At 76.0% G+C, this 17,503-nt stretch carries 18 protein-coding genes; 7 read left to right on the forward strand and 11 right to left on the reverse strand.

All coding sequences use genetic code 11. The annotated features are described in order from the left end of the window. Positions 1-10: 10 nt before the first annotated feature. A complete protein-coding gene (locus FE634_RS19055; protein WP_262347493.1) occupies positions 11-505 on the reverse strand; it encodes a MarR family winged helix-turn-helix transcriptional regulator in 495 nt (164 codons plus the stop codon). 41 nt (positions 506-546) lie between these two features. Between FE634_RS19055 and FE634_RS19060 the strand changes: the two genes are divergently transcribed. Together FE634_RS19060 and FE634_RS19065 are read left to right on the forward strand one after the other, a co-directional pair. After that, positions 547-1,443 carry an EamA family transporter gene (locus FE634_RS19060; protein ID WP_425464717.1) on the forward strand — a complete coding sequence of 299 codons (897 nt, stop codon included), beginning with the start codon at positions 547-549 and terminating at the stop codon, positions 1,441-1,443. A 32-nt stretch (positions 1,444-1,475) separates the two neighbouring features. Continuing rightward, positions 1,476-2,714: an MFS transporter gene (locus FE634_RS19065; RefSeq protein ID WP_262347494.1), complete on the forward strand. Its 1,239-nt coding sequence runs from the start codon at positions 1,476-1,478 to the stop codon at positions 2,712-2,714. 8 nt (positions 2,715-2,722) lie between these two features. Here FE634_RS19065 and FE634_RS19070 read toward each other — a convergent pair whose 3' ends face one another. Next, the gene (locus tag FE634_RS19070) at positions 2,723-3,313 is read right to left on the reverse strand and encodes a hypothetical protein (RefSeq protein WP_137294007.1); all 591 of its coding nucleotides are present in this window, start codon (positions 3,311-3,313) and stop codon (positions 2,723-2,725) included. A 151-nt stretch (positions 3,314-3,464) separates the two neighbouring features. On the opposite strand from FE634_RS19070, the gene FE634_RS19075 reads away from it, so the two are divergent. After that, positions 3,465-3,917 (forward strand): hypothetical protein, encoded by a 453-nt coding sequence (locus FE634_RS19075; protein ID WP_138876787.1) that lies wholly within the window; start codon positions 3,465-3,467, stop codon positions 3,915-3,917. On the opposite strand, the gene FE634_RS19080 is transcribed toward FE634_RS19075, so the two are convergent. After that, entirely contained in the window at positions 3,898-4,884 is a 987-nt protein-coding gene (locus tag FE634_RS19080) for an AraC family transcriptional regulator (protein WP_138876788.1), read from the reverse strand. The two genes, FE634_RS19075 and FE634_RS19080, sit on opposite strands and share 20 nt — an antisense overlap. An 82-nt stretch (positions 4,885-4,966) precedes the next feature. Here FE634_RS19080 and FE634_RS19085 point away from each other — a divergent pair, with 82 nt between their 5' ends. The 3 genes from FE634_RS19085 (at position 4,967) to FE634_RS21245 (ending at position 6,228) form a co-directional block, all read left to right on the forward strand. Then, positions 4,967-5,437, forward strand: coding sequence for an anthrone oxygenase family protein (locus tag FE634_RS19085; protein ID WP_148240880.1), 471 nt, complete (start codon positions 4,967-4,969; stop codon positions 5,435-5,437). 78 nt (positions 5,438-5,515) lie between these two features. After that, entirely contained in the window at positions 5,516-6,079 is a 564-nt protein-coding gene (locus tag FE634_RS19090; protein ID WP_262347495.1) for a TIGR03086 family metal-binding protein, read from the forward strand. Further along, complete coding sequence (locus FE634_RS21245) at positions 6,076-6,228, forward strand: hypothetical protein (protein WP_187366753.1); 153 nt, start codon at positions 6,076-6,078, stop codon at positions 6,226-6,228. Before FE634_RS19090 ends, FE634_RS21245 begins: the two co-directional genes overlap by 4 nt. A 3-nt stretch (positions 6,229-6,231) precedes the next feature. On the opposite strand, the gene FE634_RS19095 is transcribed toward FE634_RS21245, so the two are convergent. From FE634_RS19095 to FE634_RS19120, 7 genes are all read right to left on the reverse strand, one after another. Further along, the gene (locus tag FE634_RS19095) at positions 6,232-7,641 is read right to left on the reverse strand and encodes a cytochrome P450 (protein WP_138876790.1); all 1,410 of its coding nucleotides are present in this window, start codon (positions 7,639-7,641) and stop codon (positions 6,232-6,234) included. Positions 7,642-7,664: 23 nt separating this feature from the next. After that, positions 7,665-8,423, reverse strand: a complete 759-nt coding sequence (locus tag FE634_RS19100; protein WP_138876791.1) for a sucrase ferredoxin — start codon at positions 8,421-8,423, stop codon at positions 7,665-7,667. A gap of 68 nt (positions 8,424-8,491) precedes the next feature. Then, complete coding sequence (locus tag FE634_RS19105; RefSeq protein WP_187366754.1) at positions 8,492-11,446, reverse strand: helix-turn-helix transcriptional regulator; 2,955 nt, start codon at positions 11,444-11,446, stop codon at positions 8,492-8,494. Positions 11,447-11,478: 32 nt separating this feature from the next. After that, on the reverse strand, positions 11,479-11,628 hold the full coding sequence (locus tag FE634_RS21250; protein WP_170981583.1) for a hypothetical protein: 150 nt from the start codon (positions 11,626-11,628) through the stop codon (positions 11,479-11,481). A gap of 302 nt (positions 11,629-11,930) precedes the next feature. Beyond that, on the reverse strand, positions 11,931-13,091 hold the full coding sequence (gene hutI / locus FE634_RS19110) for an imidazolonepropionase (RefSeq protein ID WP_138876793.1): 1,161 nt from the start codon (positions 13,089-13,091) through the stop codon (positions 11,931-11,933). Continuing rightward, positions 13,088-14,389, reverse strand: a complete 1,302-nt coding sequence (locus FE634_RS19115) for a formimidoylglutamate deiminase (protein ID WP_137294016.1) — start codon at positions 14,387-14,389, stop codon at positions 13,088-13,090. The genes hutI and FE634_RS19115 overlap by 4 nt, the downstream gene beginning before the upstream one ends. After that, entirely contained in the window at positions 14,386-15,597 is a 1,212-nt protein-coding gene (locus FE634_RS19120) for an allantoate amidohydrolase (protein WP_281283801.1), read from the reverse strand. The genes FE634_RS19115 and FE634_RS19120 overlap by 4 nt, the downstream gene beginning before the upstream one ends. 23 nt (positions 15,598-15,620) lie before the next feature. On the opposite strand from FE634_RS19120, the gene FE634_RS19125 reads away from it, so the two are divergent. Further along, on the forward strand, positions 15,621-16,226 hold the full coding sequence (locus tag FE634_RS19125; protein WP_138876794.1) for a nitroreductase family protein: 606 nt from the start codon (positions 15,621-15,623) through the stop codon (positions 16,224-16,226). Here FE634_RS19125 and FE634_RS19130 read toward each other — a convergent pair. Continuing rightward, positions 16,161-17,477, reverse strand: a complete 1,317-nt coding sequence (locus FE634_RS19130; RefSeq protein ID WP_148240882.1) for a serine hydrolase domain-containing protein — start codon at positions 17,475-17,477, stop codon at positions 16,161-16,163. The genes FE634_RS19125 and FE634_RS19130 overlap by 66 nt on opposite strands. Positions 17,478-17,503 lie beyond the last annotated feature (26 nt).

A 17,503-nucleotide genomic window follows, 5' to 3' on the forward strand; every position in this document is an offset into this window, starting at 1 on the left:
GCGCCGTCGTTCAGCCGGCGCCGAGGACGCGGCCCCACGTCTCCAGCAGGTGGGCCAGCCGGGTGCGCTCCACCTCGCTGAGGCCGGCGACCAGGCGGGTCTCGTTGGCCAGGTGCCGCTCGACGACGTCGTCGACGACGGCGAGGCCGGCGGGGGTGAGCCGGATCCGGCGCGAGCGGGCGTCGTTCTCGCAGACCGTGCGCGCCACCAGGCCCGCGGCCTCCAACCGGTCGACGCGCTTGGTGACCGCGCCCGAGGTGACCATCGTCGTCTCCGCCAGTCCGCCCGGCGTCAGCTCGTGGGGCTCACCGGCCCGGCGCAGCGCGGCCAGCACGTCGAAGTCGCCGTCGGAGAGCCCGGCCGCGGCGAAGACCGGCCGCAGCTCGGCGTGCAGGTGGTCCGAGAGCCGGTGCAGCCGGCCGATGATCCCCATCGGCGTGGTGTCGAGGTCGGGGCGCTGCTCGGCCCACTGCTGACGGATCCGCCCGACGTGGTCTTCGCTCACGCGGGTGGACATTATCTTAGTCGGAAACTAATATGTCTTCCGTGGAAGAGAAACTGGGTCGCACCGTCGCGATCACGGCCGTCGCCCCGCTCGCGTGGGGCACCACCTACCTCGTCACCGAGCAGCTCCTCCCGCCCGACCGGCCCCTGTTCGCGGCGCTCATGCGCGCCCTGCCGGCCGGCCTGCTGCTGCTCGTGGTCCTGCGGCGCCTGCCCACCGGCGACTGGTGGTGGCGGGCGGCCGTGCTCGGCGGGTGCAACATCGGACTCTTCTTCCCGCTGGTCTTCCTGGCCGCCTACGAGCTGCCGGGAGGTCTGGCCGCGACGATCCAGGCGGCGTCCCCGCTGGCGGTGATGGCGCTGGCCTGGCCGATGCTGCGCGAGCGCCCCGCCGCCGTCCGCGTCGTCGCGGCCCTCGCCGGCCTGGCCGGGGTCTCGCTGCTCGTGCTGCGCTCCCCCGACGGCGTCACGCCGCTCGGACTCGCGGGCGCGTTCGGCTCGGTCGCCGTCTCCGCGCTCGGCTTCGTGCTGGTCAAGCGGTGGGAGGCGCCGGTCCCGATGCTCACCCTGGTGTCGTGGCAGCTCGTCGCGGGCGGGCTCCTGCTGCTGCCGGTCGCGCTCCTGGTCGAGGGAGCCCCACCGGCCATCGACCTGCCCGCCGCGGGCGGCTTCCTCTGGATCGGCGTGGCCGGCACGATCCTCGCCTACACCTGCTGGTTCCACGGCCTCACGCACATGCCGGCCGGCGCGGTCTCGCTCGTCGGCCTGCTCAACCCGGTCACCGGCACCGCGCTCGGCGTGGCCTTCGCCGCCGAGGCGTTCGGCCCCGTCCAGGCCCTCGGCATGGCCGTCGTGCTCGGCTCGGTCGTCGCCGGCCAGTACCGCCGCCGGCCCCGGCCAGCGCCGGCCGCCACCCCGCGCGAGCTGACCACCGTCTGAGCCGACCGGGGGCGCCGCGCGAGAATGACCCGGTGCCGCCGCCCGCGTCCTCGGAGTTCCGTCTCCGCGACATCGCGCTGACGGCGTACGGCCCGACGATCGTGAGCTCCACCGGCCACGGCGCGGTGATGCCGATCCTCGCGCTGCGCGCCCGCGACCTCGGCGCCGACGTCAGCACCGCCGCGGCCGTGGTCGCGCTGCTGGGCCTCGGGATGCTCGTCGCCTCGCTGCCTGCGGGCGCGCTCGTGGCCCGGATCGGCGAGCGCCGCGCCCTCGTCCTCGCCGGGGTGGCCGACGCCGTCGCGATGTCCGTCGGCGCGCTGGCCGGGTCGGTCGTCGTCCTGGCGGCGGCGGTGGTGCTCAGCGGCATGACCTGGACGACGTTCCTGATGTCGCGCCAGGGCTACATGATCGACGTCGTCCCGTTCAGCCACCGCGCCCGGGCGCTGTCGACGCTCGGCGGCTCGCACCGGGTCGGCGTCTTCGTCGGGCCGCTCGTCGGGGCCGGGCTGATCGTCGTCCTCGGCCTCTCGGCGGTGTTCTGGTTCGCGGCGCTCGCCGCGCTGGGTGCCGCCGCGCTCGCCCGCACGATGCCCGACCTGGGCGCCGAGCGTCGCCGGTCGCGGCGCGACACCGGGCAGCACCTCGGCGTGTGGGAGGTGCTGGCGCAGCACCGCCGCGTGCTGCTGACCCTGGGCACCGTCGTCGTGGTGATCTCGGCGTCGCGGTCGGTGCGCAACGGGCTGCTGCCCCTGTGGGCCGACCACGTCGGCATCTCCCCGAGCGCGACGTCGCTCGTCTTCGCCCTGTCGGGGGCGATCGACATGGTGTTCTTCTACCCGGGCGGCTGGCTGATGGACCGGGTCGGGCGGACCGTCGTCGCCGTCCCCGTCGTGGCCACGGTCGCCGTCGCGACGCTGCTCCTCCCGCTCGCCACGACCACGGTGGCGGTCGCGGCGGCCTTCGTGCTGATCGCGGTCGGCAACGGGCTCGGCTCCGGGATCGTGATGGTGCTCGGCGCGGACGCCGCCCCCACCGAGGGCCGCGCGCAGTTCCTCGGCGGGTGGCGGCTGTGCGGCGACGTCGGGCTGTCCGGCGGACCGCTGGTCGTCAGCGCCGTCGCGGCCGTGGCTCCGCTCGCGACCGCGTGCGTCGTGATCGGGCTGCTCGGCGTCGCCGGCACCGCCTGGACCGGCTTCTGGGTCGGCCGCGAGGACCGCCGGCGCCGACTCGACGTCGGGACCGGCGCGCGGGACCGGCGCACCAGGTAGCCGGAGGGCTAGCCGACGGTGACGGTGACCTCGTTGGACTCCACGTCGCCGTCGGGGTCGACCACGCGGAACCGGTTGTCGCCGAGGTTGCCGGTGAGCACGAACGTCGCGAAGTCGCCGCTGTTGACGGTCGCGGTGATCGGGGACCCGGCGTCGGGGAACGGCGCCCAGCCGCCGCCGTCGAAGCGCTGCACGACCAGGGCCGTGCCGTCGTCGGCGGCGGGGTAGGTGCCGCTCAGGTTGATCGTCTCCATCGCCCCGACCGACGACTGGCCGGCCTCGAGCGTGATGGTGCCGTCGGCCTCCGGGGTCTCGGAGAAGCTCGAGGACGGCAGCGGCTTCTCGGGGACGTCGCGCAGGGTGATGTAGTCGGTCGGCGACGCGTCGGTCTCGGTCGGGTCGGGCACGACCATCGTCTCGCCCGCCGTCGACTCCTCGGTGGCGACCGGGTCGCCGGACAGCCCGAGGGCCTTCGTGCCGACGAACACGCCACCGGCGAGGATGCCGCCGACGACGGCGACCACGGCGATCATCGCGGCGAGGCCCCACACGATGGGGTGGCCGTCGCGGCGGGTCGGCTCGGGCTGGTCGTCGCTCACGTGGCCATTGTGAGCGAGCATCGCGCGGCGACCAAGCCCGAGGGCCGCGGGGGCGGCGGGTGCGCCGACCCGGGACCTCTCCCGGGCGGTCGTCCACAGGCACCGGACCGACGGGTTTGTCCCCAGCCGCGCCCCGAGCAGGGCTGGAGGCATGACCACCACCGCCCGCCCCCACCTGACCGTCGCCGTCCCCCGCACGTGGCGCCGGCGCTCCGATCCCGAGCGCGGCGTCGTCGTCGCGGCCCGCTCGGTCCTGCTGCCCGCCAGCGGGGTCCGGCCCGAGCTGACGCTGCGCGCCGGGCCCGTCGTCGAGCCGGACGCCGCCACGTGGCGCGCCGGTGCGCTCACCGCGCTCGCCGCCGTCCTGGTCGACTTCGCGCTCGAGGACGACGACGTCCACGACCTCGACGGGCACGAGGTGGTCCACCACCGCTTCGCCCACCGGGTCGGCGCCGCCGACGTGCTCTGCGACCAGTGGTCCTGGCTGGTCGACGGGTACGGCGTCACGCTCACCTGCTCGGTCGCGCGCGAGGACCACCCCGACTACGGCGACCTCTTCGACGCCATCGCGGCCACCGTCGAGCTCACCCGGCGGGCGGCCTGAGCGACGGCCCTCCTCCTCGGCGGTGCTCCCGCGGGGACATGCCCCGCTGGCGGGTGAACGCCGCGCTCAGCGCGAACGGCGACCCGTAGCCCACCCGGTGCGCGACCGCGGCGAGCGTGAGGTCGGGGTCGAGCAGCAGGTCGGCGGCGAGGTCGAGGCGCCACTCGGTGAGGAAGGCCATCGGCGGCTGCCCGACGAGGTCGTGGAAGCGGCGGGCGAAGGCCGCGCGGGAGGACCCGGCGGCGGCCGCGAGCGTCGCCACCGTCCAGGGCCGCTCGGGGTGGTGCTGGGCGAGCCGGAGGGCGGGGCCGACCACGGGGTCGGCCTGGGCCGCGTACCAGCGCGGCGGTGCGGCGTCCGGCCGGGCGAGCCAGGTGCGCAGCGCCGCGACCAGCAGCAGGTCGAGCAGCCGGTCGAGCACGGCCTGCTGCCCGGGGTCCTCGCGCAGGATCTCGGCTGCGAGCAGGTCGACGAGCGGGGTGTCCAGCTCGTCGGCACCGAGGACGACGAGCCCCGGCAGCGCCCGCAGCAGCCGCCCGCCCAGCTCGCCGTCGACGGCGTAGGCGCCGGTGAGGAGCACCGTGGCGCCGGCGGCGCTGTTGCCCCAGCTGCGCACGCCCTGGTGCATCTCCTCGTGCAGCTCGCGGCCGTCGGGGGTCCGGCAGACCTGGCCGGGGTGGATCACGGCCTGGACGTCGGTCGCGGGGTCGTCGGCGAGGACGGCGTACGCCGCCCCGGGCGCCCGGCGGTCGGGGCACAGCACGGCGACGTCACCCGGTCCGAGCCGGACCGGCGCCCAGGTCGAGGATCCGGCCGGCAGCAGCCAGGTGTGGCCGCGCACGACGGCGGTGACCGACAGCGGGGCGTCGTCGGCCAGGCGCACCGACCACGGCGGGTCGAACAGGCAGCGGAGCAGGAACGCCCCGCGGGCGCGGGGTCCGTCGAGCAGCGCGGCCAGACCGTCCATGCCGCCCCACGCTAGACGATCACGCATGGGATCGGCACCCGCAGCCATGGAACGTCTCGACCGGGCGTGGTGGGCTGGGTCCATGGCCGACTCCCTCGAGCACCTCCGGGTCCCGATCCTCCTCGCCGCCGTGGTCGCCAACGGGCTCCAGGCCGGCACCTACTACACCTGGGCGTCGGGGGTGATGCCCGGACTCGCCCGCACCGACGACCGCACGTTCGTCTCGACGATGCAGCACGCGAACGCCGCGATCGTGAACCCGGTCTTCCTCGCTACGTTCCTCGGCGCCCCGGCGCTCGCCGCCCTGGGCGTCGCGGCGACCTCGGGGGCGGCCCGGCCGTGGGCGCTGGCCGGGCTGGCGCTCGCCGCCGCCACGGTCGTGGTCACCGTGGTCGGCAACGTCCCGCTCAACGACGCCCTCGCCGCGGCCGGCGACGCCGACCCGACGGCCGCGCGGACGGCGTTCGAGGACTCCTGGGTGCGGTGGAACGTCGTCCGCACGGCCACGTCGACCGGCGCGCTCGGCGTCCTCGGGTGGGCGCTGTCGCGCTAGCGGCCCACCCGGGCGAGGGTCCGCGGCCGGGCCCGGTCCCGGCCGATGGATCCGGCCCGGTCGGGCAGTCTGAGCACCGTGACCGACACCGATCCCGCCTCCTTCCACCGCTCCGTCGCGGCCGGCTTCACCGAGCGCGTCGTCGGGGCCGACCGTGCCGGGGAGTGGGGCGCCCCGGCCCCGGTCGAGGGCTGGGTGGCGCGCGACGTCGTCCGGCACCTGCTCGAGTGGTTCCCCGGGTTCCTGGGCTCGGGCACCGGGATCGAGCTGCCGACCGGTCCGTCGGTCGACGACGACCCGGTCGGGGCCTGGCGGACCCGGGTCGACGCCGTCCAGGCCCTGCTCGACGACCCGGCGTCGGCCGGGCGGGTGCTCAGCAACCCGCACCTCGGCGACGTCCCGCTCCCGGAGGCGGTCTCGCGCTTCTACACCACCGACGTCTTCATGCACACCTGGGACCTGGCGCGCGCCACCGGCCAGTCGGAGGCGCTCGACCCCGACCTGTGCGCCGAGCTGCTCGCGGGCATGGAGCCGGTGGACGAGCTGCTGCGCTCCAGCGGCCAGTACGGCCCCCGGGTCGACGTCGCCGACGACGCCGACCCGGTCACCCGGTTGGTGGCGTTCATCGGACGCCGGCCGTGACGCTGCGCCGCGCCACCCGCGACGACGTCGCGATCGCCTGCTACCGGGCGAACGGGTTCACCCGCCTGGGCGCCGAGGAGGAGCGGGCCTGGAACCAGGGCCAGCGCCGTGCCTGGGTCTGGATGGTGCTGGCGTCGTCGACCCGGTAGTCCCTACCCCCGCCGGCGGCTGACCCGGACCCGGGCGCCGAACCGCGGGACGGAGGTGATGTTGCGGACCAGCGGGACGTCGTCGCCGACGGCCTCGACGTCGAGGTCGCGGAAGACCTCGCGCAGCACGGCGACGCCCTCCATGAGCGAGAAGCCCGCACCGATGCACCGCCGCACGCCGCCGCCGAACGGGATCCAGGTGTTGGTGGGCGGGTTCTGGCCGAGGAACCGCTCGGGCCGGAACACCTCGGGGTCGGGGTGCTGGTCGGCGCGCTGGTGGCTGACGATGATCGACGGCGCGACGGTGACGCCGGCCGGCAGGTCGTGGCCGGCGATCGTCGCCGGGGCCATCAGGGTACGAACCACCATCGGGATCACCGGGTGCAGCCGCATCGACTCCTTGAGCACCGCCTCGAGCCAGGCGTCGCCGTCGTGCTCGTCGGCACCGGCGACGGCGCGGACCGTGCGCTCGTGCAGCTCGGGGTGGCGGCCGAGCTCGTGGAGCGCCCAGGCCAGCGCGGTCGCGGTCGTCTCGTGGCCGGCGAGGAGCAGCGTGACGAGCTGGTCGCGCAGCTCGACGTCGCTGAGCCGGTCCTCGGGGCTCGCGTCGGCACCCTGGCCGACCCGGACGAGCCGCGACAGGACGTCGGTGCGCTCGGCCAGGTCGGGGGCCGCGCGGCGCTCGCGGATCTCGGCGTACATCAGCCGGTCGAGCTCGTACTGGTTCTCGACCACCCGCCTCCAGATGCCGAAGCGCTGCAGCCGGGGGTAGCCCCAGCCGAGCAGCACGACCGGCGGGACGTCGACGGTGGCGTTGACCCGCGGACGCAGGGCCGCCAGGCGCTCCTCGTCGGTGACGCCGAACACCACGCGCAGGATGACCTCGAGGGTCAGCGCGTTCATCCGGTCGAGGCTGCGGAAGCTCGACCCGTCGCCCCAGCGACCGACCTCGTCGCGCGCGAGGTCGGTGACCAGGTCGGCGTACTCCTTGAGGGCCTGGCCGTTGAAGGCCGGCATGAGCAGCTTGCGGGCCCGCTTGTGGTCGACGGAGTCCTGGAGCAGCAGCGAGTGGCGGCCCATGATCGGGCCGAGGATCGCGTTGCCCTTGCCCGCGTGGAAGACCTCGGGGTCGCCGGCGAAGACCTCCTTGGCGTGCTCCGGGCGGGTCACCATCACCAGCGGCCGCGACCCGGGGATCAACCGCACCGTGTAGACGTCGCCGTAGCGCCGGTGCAACCAGGGGTGGAACCGGTGGCGGAACCGCATCAGGGCGACCGTCTGCACCAGCGCCGGCCACCGCGGGCCGGGCGGCAGGGCGGCGTCCCGGGGCGGCGACGGGGTGCGCCCCCCGACCGCGTGGGTGGCGCGGAACCGCGTCGCGGTGAGGGCGGCGACGTCGTCGAGGTCGGTCACGCGGTCAGCGTACTCGCGGGTAGTCAGCCCTCGCGGAGCGTCAGGACGGGCGCCGCCTTGGTCGACAGCTTGGCGCACGACTGGCGCCGCGGCTCCCCCGGACGCGCGTCGACGGCCACCGTGAGCTCCCCCGACGGCGTCGCGAGGCTCACCTCGTCGCCGTCGGTCGCGAGCAGCCGGACGTCGTCGAGGCCGGTCCAGCCGTGCCGCCGGCGCAGCGCGAGGTCGGCGTGCTGCGCGCGCGCCGGCCACCCGGCCCGGCCGCGCGCGTGGTCGAGCGGCATCCGCCCGGCGCGCAGCGCCTCGACGGCGGCGACGGCGCTCGCCGGGTCGAGCCGGCCGAGGACCACGCCGCTCGGGAACGCGACCAGGGTCGCGGCGAAGCGGTGCCCGCCGAGGTGCGTGGTCTCCCACGTCTCGACCGGCCACCGCTCGGCGAGCGCCGCCGCGACCGGCCGGCCCCGCTCGGCGCAGCAGACGTCGCGGCGTCCGTGGGTGCACACGAGCAGCAGCGGCTCGCCGCCGGCGTCCGGCAGCTCGACGCGACGCTCGAAGGACCCCGCCGCGGTGGTGGCGGTGCGGCCCGGACGGCGCACGAGCTGGACCCGCGCCCCCGCCGCCCGGTCGTCGTCGACGCCGGAGGTCACGGTCGCGGGCCACGGGCCGTCGTCCTCGAGCAGCAGCCAGGCCGCGTCGGTCGGCGCGGTGCCGGCGATCGGCTCGCCGCCGGCACCGTCGGGGCCGTCGTCCTCGCTGGCGCGCGAGCACCGGAACGTCGTCACCTGGCCATCCCACCAGACGCCGACCCGTCGCTGATCACTGACGGGTCAGCGGGGGTGGCGGGTGGGGGTCAGTCGAGGAGGCCGCGGCGGCGGGCGATCGCGGCGGCCTCGGTGCGGCCGGAGGCCTCGAGCTTGCCGAGGATGTTGGACACGTGCACCGAGACGGTCTTGGCGCTGATGAACAGCAGCTTGGCGATCTCGCCGTTGGAGCGGCCCTCGGCGACGTGACCGAGGATCTCGCGCTCCCGGGTGGTGAGGGCGACCGTGGACGCCGGCTCGCGCACCGGGGCCGACCCGATCGCGCGCAGCGCGTCGAGCAGCGGCTGGGCGCCCAGGCCGCGGGCGGCCTCGCGCGCCAGGTCGCCCAGCTCACGGGCGCCGGCGAGGTCGCCGGTCGAGCGCAGGATGGCGGCCAGGCGGGTGCGGACCACGGCCAGCTCGTAGACGTGGCCGAAGTCGACGAACGCCGCCTCGGTCTCGCGCCAGGTCGCGACGAGCTCGTCGAGCCCGGGGGCGTCGATGCCGGCCAGCCACCGCGCCCGCAGGGTCTCGGCGTCCACCCGCTTCAGCCACGCCTGACCCTCGGGGCCCCAGTGGCCCGAGGGGTCGGTGTAGCGGTCGAGGACGACGTGGCCGTCGTCGTGCAGGCGCTCGACGTCGACGAGCAGGGCCTCGCGCTCGGTGTGGCTCCGCGTCGCCAGGGCGTCGCCGACCACGCCGATCGCGACGGCGGCGAGCCGGATCCGGGCGCTGAACCACTCGCGCCAGATGCGGCTCAGCACCGCGACCGCCTCGTCGTAGGAGGCCAGCGCGGCGGCCGGGTCGTCACGGCGTCCGGCGGCGGTCATCTCGATCGAGGCGGCGTGGATCCCGATGGCGCCCTCGCGGCGCCAGAACGGACGCAGCCCGCCGACGCGGGCGGCGACGTCCTCGCCGCGCCGCTGGAGGATCTGCAGGCGCAGGACGGTGAGCATGGCCCGCGGGATCGGCGGCGGGAACGGCCCCTCGACGACGAACAGCTCGAGGGCCTCGTCCCAGCGGCCGCGGACGACCTGGATCCACGCCAGCTGCCACCGCGACTCGAACCCGTACGGCGCCCACGGCAGTCCCGCGTCGGTGGCCCGCTCGATGGCGCTGGCGAACCAGGTGGCGGCCTCGTCGAACTCCGCCCAGTCCTGGTAGGAGCGCCCGAGCAGGAAGCGGCCGCGCAGCTCGGCGTGGATGGCGTCGGCCTCGACCGCGCGCTGGATCGCCTCCTCCAGCGCCCCGCGCAGACCCTCCTTGGGGCCGGCCTTCTTGAGTCCCGAGAGCGTGGTGATCGCGTCGGAGGCGAGCTCGCGCAGGTCGAGCCGCTCGGCGAGGTCGAGCGCGTCGACGCCGACCGCGCGGGCCTCCTCGTAGCGGCCGTAGCCCGCCAGGATCCGCGCGTGCACGGTGAGGACGACGGCGCGCAGCTGGCTGCCGTCGTCGGGCACCAGCGCGACGGCCTCGGCCGAGATCTCGTGGGAGCGCTCGTGGTCGTCCTCGGTGAGGAAGACGGCGTTGGCGAGCGCGGCGAGCATCCGCGCCCGGCGGGTGGCGTGCGCGCCGGGCGGCAGCAGGTCGAGCTGCTCGCGGATGACGCCGGCGGCCCGCTCGGGGTCGCCGGAGGCGATGAGGGCGTCGGCGGCCCGGACGACGAGCTTGGCCAGGTCGACGCCGTGGTCGCCGAGGTCGGACTCGGAGCCCTGGGCGGTCGCGCTGCTGAGGATCTCCAGGGCCTGTTGGTAGTGGTAGGCCGCCTCGTCAGGACCGCCGACCTCGATCGCCTCGTTGCCGGCGCGGACGCTGGCCTGCAGCGCGGTCGTCTTGTCCATCGCGAGGCGGGCGTGGCGGGCCAGCTCGGCGGCGGTGCCGCGCGCCGAGCCCTGGCGCAGGGCGGCGACGTAGCGGGCGTGCAGGCGGGCGCGCTCGCCGGGCAGCAGGTCGTCGTAGACGGCCTCGCCGAGCAGTGCGTGCCGGAAGGCGTAGGCCCCGCGGTCGGTGACCAGCACGTTCATCTCCACCGCGCCGCGCAGGCCGCGCTCGAGCGCGTCCGTGCCGATCCCGGAGGTCGCCTCGAGCATCTCGTGGGTGACCCGGCGGCCGCTGGCGCTGGCGGTGCGGACGACGGCGCGGGCCTCGTCGTCGAGCCGGTCGAGGCGCACCAGCAGGACGTCGGCGAGGTCGGCCGGGATCACGCTGCCCGGGTCGGCGGCGGCGGCGACGAGCTCCTCGACGAAGAAGGCGTTGCCCTCGGCGCGCGCGACGACGTCGGCCAGCTCGGCCTCGGGCAGGCCGCCCGGCACCAGCTGCAGCACCAGCGAGCGGACGGCGGCGTCGTCGAGCGGCGAGAGGTTGATCCGCTCGACGCCGCGCAGCCGCGACCACTCCGCGACCTGGCGGCGCAGCGGGTGCCGGCGGTGCAGGTCGTCGGAGCGGTAGGACGCGACGACGGCGAACCCGTCGGAGTCGAGGCGGGAGAGGAGGAAGCTGAGCATGTCGCGCGTCGACTGGTCGGCCCAGTGGGTGTCCTCGATGACCAGGAGCAGCGGGGCCCGGCGCGCGGCGGCCTGGAGGACGGCCAGCATCGCGCGGAAGAGGTCGGCGCGGTCGAGGGCGGAGGCCTCGGCGTCGACGGGGTCGGAGTCGGCCATCTGGCGGCGCACGGGCTGCAGCCGGGCCAGGGCCGGGTGGGTGGCCGCCACCTCGGCGGCGACCTCGGGGAGCTCGGTGGTGATCCGACCGAGCACCTCGGAGAAGGGGAGGTAGGGCAGCGCGCTCTCGCCGAAGTCGAGGCAGTGCCCGGCGTACACCTGCCAGCCCTCGTCGAAGGCGAGGTCGCGCAGCGCGCGGAGCAGGCGGGTCTTGCCGACGCCCGCGTCACCCGAGAGCAGCACGTCGACCAGCCGGTCGGCCGGTCGGGAAGGACGGACGCCGAGCGCTGCGGCTGTCTCCGCGAGCTCGGCGTCCCGTCCCACCATCGTGCTGGACTGGATCGCCACGGGCTCCATGATGGGCTACCGCTGGGCCGCGGTCAGCCGACGCGCCCGTTGATCTCCTCGCGGGCGCCGACGAACGGCACGCGGGTGCGGTCGGCGGTGCGGCGACGCTTCACCGGGCGGCCCTTGCTGAGCCGCTCGCGGCGGTAGTCGACCTCGGCCTGGATCGTCATGCGGTCGAACATGAGGAGCTCCTCTACCTCAGTGCCGACCCGGTGTCGGCGACGTAGGACGAGCCTGGCTCCCTGAGGTAGGCGCGCACATCGGGCAACCTCCTTATCCCCGCCGGGGCGCTACCTCAGAGCGGGGTGACCGGGCTCATAGCCGGGGCCCGTCGGCCGTCCTGGCGGGCTGGTCCCGGCGGTGGTGGTGGTCTGAGCGCGGCCGGCCCCGGGCGTGCAATTGCCGCTCCTGGCTCAGTTCGGGGCACGCGAACTGAGCCAGCTTCGGCAATTGCGCGCGTGGGGCCACTCGATCGCCCCCGCGCTCACCAGAGGGGCCGGCCGCCGAGCCAGGTGCTGGTGACCAGCGGCACGCCGGGGCGGTAGGCGAGGTGGCGGTGGCTGGGGGCGTCGAGGACGAGGAGGTCGGCGCGGGCGCCCGGCGTCAGGTGGCCGACGTCGTCGCGGTCGAGGGCGCGGGCACCGCCGGCGGTGGCCGCGTGCACCGCCTCGGCGGGCGTCATCCCCATCTCGCGGACCGCGAGCGCGATGCAGAACGGCAGGCTGCTGGTGAAGCACGACCCCGGGTTGCAGTCGCTGGCCAGGGCGACGTGGACGCCGGCGTCGAGCAGGCGGCGGGCGTCGGGGTAGGGCTGCTTCGTGGAGAACTCGACGCCGGGCAGCAGGGTCGCGACGGTGCCGCTGTCGGCGAGGGCGGCGACGTCGGCGTCCGCGAGGTAGGTGCAGTGGTCGACGGCGGCCAGGCCGAGCTCGCACGCCAGCCGCACGCCGGGGCCCTGGGTGAGCTGGTTCGCGTGCAGCCGCCCGCGCAGGCCGGCGGCCGCGCCGGCGGCGAGGACGGCGCGCGCCTGGTCGGCGTCGAACGCGCCGCGCTCGCAGAAGACGTCGATCCACCGGGCGTGGGGCGCCGCGGCGGTCAGCATCGGGCCGGTCACGAGGGCGACGTAGGCGTCGGGGTCGGCGTCCGCCGGGACGACGTGCGCCCCCAGGAACGTCGTCTCGTCGGTGAACTGGCGCGCGACGGCGAGGCTGCGGGCCTCGTCGTGCACCGAGAGCCCGTAGCCGCTCTTGATCTCGACGGTCGTGGTGCCCTGGCGGCGCATCTCGGCGACCAGCCGCCCGACGTGGGCGGTGAGCTGCTCGTCGGTGGCGGCGCGGGTGGCGGCGACCGTGGTGCGGATGCCGCCGGCGGCGTACGGCGTCCCGGTCATCCTGGCCTCGAACTCCGCGGCCCGGTCGCCGGCGAAGACCAGGTGGGAGTGGGAGTCGACCCAGCCGGGCAGGACGGCGCGGCCGCCGACGTCGACCGCGGCGTCGGCGGCCGGGGCGTCCGCGGCGCGACCGACCCAGGCGACCGTCGTCCCCTCCACGACGAGGGCGGCGTGCTCGACCGCGCCGAGCAGGTCGGGGGCGGCCGGGTCGTTGGTGACCAGCTCGGCGATGCCGGTGATCAGGGTGCTGGTCATGGCAGAAGGCTCCTGATGGTGCGGTCGAGGTCGCGGCCCACGCCCTCGCGGTCGAGGTCGAGCAGCACGCCGTCCGCGACGACCGAGACGACGTCGGCGGCCCCGGCCGCCCACACGGCGGTGTGCTCGTCGGCGCCGGTGCCGGCGGTCCGGACGCTGGTGGTGTCGAGGGTGACCAGGTCGGCGCGCTGCCCGACGGCGAGGGCGCCGGCGTCGGCGAACCCGAGGCTGGCGTGGCCGGTGACGGTCGCGGCGGCGAGCAGGTCGGCCGTCGTCCAGGTGCCGCGGCGGCGTGAGGCGAGCCGCTCGTCGAGCTCGACGGCACGCATCTCCTCGAACGGGTCGATCACGGCGTGGCTGTCGGAGCCGAGGGTGAGCCGGGCGCCGGCGTCGCGGAGCTCGCGGCTGGGGCCGACGCCGTCCCCGAGGTCGCGCTCGGTCGTGGGGCAGAAGCAGACGTGGGTGCGGGTGCTGCCGAGGAGGTCGACGTCCTCGTCGGTGAGGTGGGTGGCGTGGACGACGGTGGTGCGCGGCCCGAGGACGCCGTGGTCGGCGAGCAGCCGGGTGGGGGTGGCGCCGTAGACGGCGAGGCAGTCCTGGTTCTCCTGCGGCTGCTCGCTCAGGTGCACGTGCAGGGGGTTGGCCGCGTACCGGGCCATGTCGCGCGGCGCCACGGCCCGGACGGAGTGGAACGCGCCGCCGACGTGGACGTGGTCGCCGTCCGGCTCGAACCGGGCGAGCCGCTCGGCCCAGCCGTCGACGTCGCCGTCGGAGTAGCGCCGCTGCACGCCCTCCACCGGAGCGCCGAAGCCGCTGCTGAGGTAGCAGGTGTCGAGCAGGCTCAGCCGGACCCCGGCGACGCGCGCGGCCTCGACCAGCGCGTGACCCATCGCGTTGGGGTCGTCGTACGGCGTCCCGTCGCGCTGGTGGTGCAGGTAGTGGAACTCCCCCACCGTCGTCGTCCCGGCCGCCGCCATCTCGCGGTAGACCGCGGTCGCGAGCGCGAGGTAGGAGTCGGGGTCGAGCCGCTCGGCGACGGCGTACATCTGCTCGCGCCAGGTCCAGAACGTGCCCCGACCGCGCTGGGTGCGCCCGCGCAGGGCGCGGTGGAAGGCGTGGCTGTGGGCGTTGGCCAGCCCGGGGACCGTCAGGCCGGCCAGCCGGACGGCGTCCGGCGACGTGGCACCGGGGGTGACGGAGGCGAACCGGCCGTCCGCGACCTCGACCAGCACGTCGTCGCGGACCGCGCCGCCGACCCAGGCCCGCTCGAGGAGGTAGCTGCTCGTCGGGACCGTCACCGGGCCAGCCGCTCGAGGGTGCCGGCGAGGGCGGTGACGCCGGCGAGGCAGTCGGCGGTCTCCGCGGACTCGGCCGGCGCGTGCGAGACGCCGGTGGGGTTGCGGACGAACAGCATCGCGGTCGCGATGCCGGCCGCCGAGAGGATCCCGGCGTCGTGGCCGGCCTGCGACGGCAGCACCGGCCAGCGGTCGTGGCCGGGTCCACCGAGGTGCAGGGTCAGGTCGAAGCCGACCGAGCCCGACACCGACTCGGGCGTCACGGTGACCGTGGTGCCGTCGCGGTCGGCGCGGTCGGCGGCCTGGCGCTCGACGGCGGCGACGAGGTCGGCCAGGGCGGCGTCGGAGGAGGCACGCGCGTCGAGCCACGCCGTGACCCGGGAGGCGACGGCGTTCGTGCCGTTCGGCGCGACCTCGATCCGCCCGAACGTCGCGCGCTGGCCGGCCAGCCGGGCCTGCTTGTTCGCGGCGAGCGCCGTCATCGCGTAGGTGAGCATCGGGTCGTGGCGGTCCTCCATCCGGGTGCTGCCGGCGTGGTTGGCCTCCCCGCCGAAGTCGAAGCGGTAGCGCCCGTGCGGCCAGATCTCGCTGGCCACCCCGACCGGCTCGTCGAGGTCGACCAGCCCGCGGCCCTGCTCGACGTGCAGCTCGACGAACGCGCCGACGCCGTCGAGCAGCGTCGAGCGCTCGCCCGCCCCGGGTCCGGGGACGACGTCGCCCAGCGCGACGCCGTCGCGGTCGCGGAGCGCCCGGGCGTCCTCCCAGGAGGTCGCGCCGACCGCGAGCCGCGAGCCCAGGCAGGCCAGCCCGAACCGCGACCCCTCCTCCTCGACGAAGACCGACACCCCGAGCGGCCGGCCCGGCACGAACCCGCGACCCCGCAGCACGTCGATCGCCGCCAGCGCCGACACCACGCCCAGCGGGCCGTCGTAGGCGCCCCCGTCGAGCACCGAGTCGAGGTGGCTGCCGGTGAGGACCGCCGAGCCCGGGACCGGTGGCGCCGGCGGGTCCCACCAGGCGGCGACGTTGCCGAACGGGTCGCGCTCGAGCCGGAGGCCGCGGGCGGCGCACTGCTCCTCGAACCAGGCGGCCAGCTCGCGCTCGGCGGAGGCGAACGGCTGACGAAAGTAGCCGCCCGACGTCGCCGCCCGGCCCACCGGGGCGAGGTCGGCCCACATCCGCTCGAAGTCGTCGGCGGCACGGTCCGGCACGGGCGTCTCCCTAGGATCGGGGCATGGAGTTCCAGGACGTCGTACGACGCCGCCGGATGGTGCGCAACTATGCCGACGAACCGGTCGACCGCGCCATCATCGACCGCGCCCTCGAGAACGCGACGCGGGCCCCCAGCGCCGGCTTCAGCCAGGGGTGGGCGTTCGTCGTCCTCGACACCCCGGCCGACGTCGAGCGGTTCTGGCGGGCCAGCAGCGACGACGTCGACGACCCGAACCCCTGGCTCGCCGGCATGATGCGGGCGCCGGTCGTGATCCTCCCGTGCAGCAGCAAGGACGCCTACCTCGACCGCTACGCCGAGCCCGACAAGGGCTGGACCGACCGCGACGAGGCCCGCTGGCCCCTCCCGTTCTGGCACATGGACGCCGCCATGGCGTCGCTGCTGATCCTGCAGACCGTCACCGACGCCGGACTCGGCGCCTGCTTCTTCGGGGTCGTCCCGGAGCGCGCCGGCGACGTCCGCGAGGAGTTCGCGATCCCGCCCGACCACGACCCGGTCGGCGTCATCACCGTCGGCCACCCCCGGCCGGGCGGCGCGAAGGGGTCACCGAGCCGGCGCGAGCGGCGGCCCTGGCAGGAGTCCGTCCGTCGTGGGGGCTGGCCGCGCTGACGGCACCGGCGCGGCCACCGGGCCGCGGCACGTCGAGGCGAACGCCGCGCCCAGCAGCCGGTTGAGGGCGACGTACGCGGGCTGCTCGGGGTCGGCGTACTGCCGCCCGGTCAGCGCGGCGGTCACCCGGCGGCGCCCGTCGCGCGAGCTGAACGACAGCGTGTGCGTGCCGAACGAGGCGCCGTCGTGGCCGAAGAGCCACCTCCCGGGCCGGCACGGGTCCGGGATCCGGTAGCTGCCGTAGCCGTAGGCCACGCCGATCCCGGCCGGGTCGTCGGCGCGGGTGACCGTGGAGCGCATGGTGTCGACCAGCCGCGGGGCGAGCAGGCGGCCGCGCGACAGCGCCACCTGGAACCGGTTCAGGTCACGCGTGGTGGTGAGCAGCGCGCCGGCGGCGGAGAACATGGTCGGGTTGAACGAGCCCAGGTCGAGCGGACGGCGTCCGCCGAGGTCGGCGTACTCGCGCAGGCGCGGCGCGGGCATCCGCCGGCCGACCGCCCAGGTGCTCTCGGTCATCCGCGCCGGCCGCAGGATCCGCTGCTGCGCGAGGGCGGTGAGCGAGCGGCCGGTGGCCCTGCGCAGCATCAGCCCGACGATGACGTAGCCGGTGTTGGAGTAGCCGAACGAGGTGCCGGGCTCGAAGAGCCAGGGCAGCTGCTTGGCGACACCCACCAGCTCGCGGTCGGTGCGGCGCGGGCTGATCGCGGCGAGGAACCTCGCGTTCGTCGTGGCGTCGGCCACCAGCGCCGCCAGGTAGTCGGGCACGCCGCTGCGGTGGCTGAGCAGCTCGCCGAGCGTGACGTCGGACCGGGCCGGCCACAGCCCCGGCAGCACGTCGCCGATCGTCGTCCCGAGCGTCCACCGGCCGCGCTGCACCTGCTGCAGGGCCAGGACGGCCGTGAGCTGCTTGGTCACGCTCGCGGCCCGGAAGCGCGCCTGGTCGGACGCCGCCCGGCGGGGCGCGAGCCGGGCGGACCCGGCGGAGCCACCCGAGCGGTCGCCGCGGTCGACCACCTCGAACGTCGCCGCCACGGCACCGGCCCGGACGACGCGGCGCAGCGCCTGGCGCAGCCGGGGACCGGGCGGCGGCGCCGGCGCGGCCTCCCCCGACGTCGCCGCGGCACCACGAGGTGCGGGCTCGGCGGTCGCGGGTCCGGCGGTCGCGGGAGCGACCAGCGCTCCGCTCGTGACGAGCGCGGCGGCCACCGCGGCGCCCAGGGTCGTCCTCCAGCACTGGCTGCGTCGGCGCATCGCATCTCTCCCGGGACGTGGTGTGC

It is taken from the genome of Nocardioides sp. S-1144 (assembly GCF_005954645.2).
GTDB lineage: Bacteria > Actinomycetota > Actinomycetes > Propionibacteriales > Nocardioidaceae > Nocardioides > Nocardioides dongxiaopingii.

Bases quoted from the DNA above. Each gene is read 5' to 3' on its own strand.
- FE634_RS19075 (WP_138876787.1), top strand. From the start codon at position 3,465: ATGACCACCACCGCCCGCCCCCACCTGACCGTCGCCGTCCCCCGCACG.
- hutI (WP_138876793.1), bottom strand. From the start codon at position 13,091: ATGACCAGCACCCTGATCACCGGCATCGCCGAGCTGGTCACCAACGAC.
- FE634_RS19125 (WP_138876794.1), top strand. From the start codon at position 15,621: ATGGAGTTCCAGGACGTCGTACGACGCCGCCGGATGGTGCGCAACTAT.
- FE634_RS21250 (WP_170981583.1), bottom strand. From the start codon at position 11,628: ATGTTCGACCGCATGACGATCCAGGCCGAGGTCGACTACCGCCGCGAG.
- FE634_RS19130 (WP_148240882.1), bottom strand. From the start codon at position 17,477: ATGCGCCGACGCAGCCAGTGCTGGAGGACGACCCTGGGCGCCGCGGTG.
- FE634_RS19085 (WP_148240880.1), top strand. From the start codon at position 4,967: ATGGCCGACTCCCTCGAGCACCTCCGGGTCCCGATCCTCCTCGCCGCC.
- FE634_RS19080 (WP_138876788.1), bottom strand. From the start codon at position 4,884: ATGGACGGTCTGGCCGCGCTGCTCGACGGACCCCGCGCCCGCGGGGCG.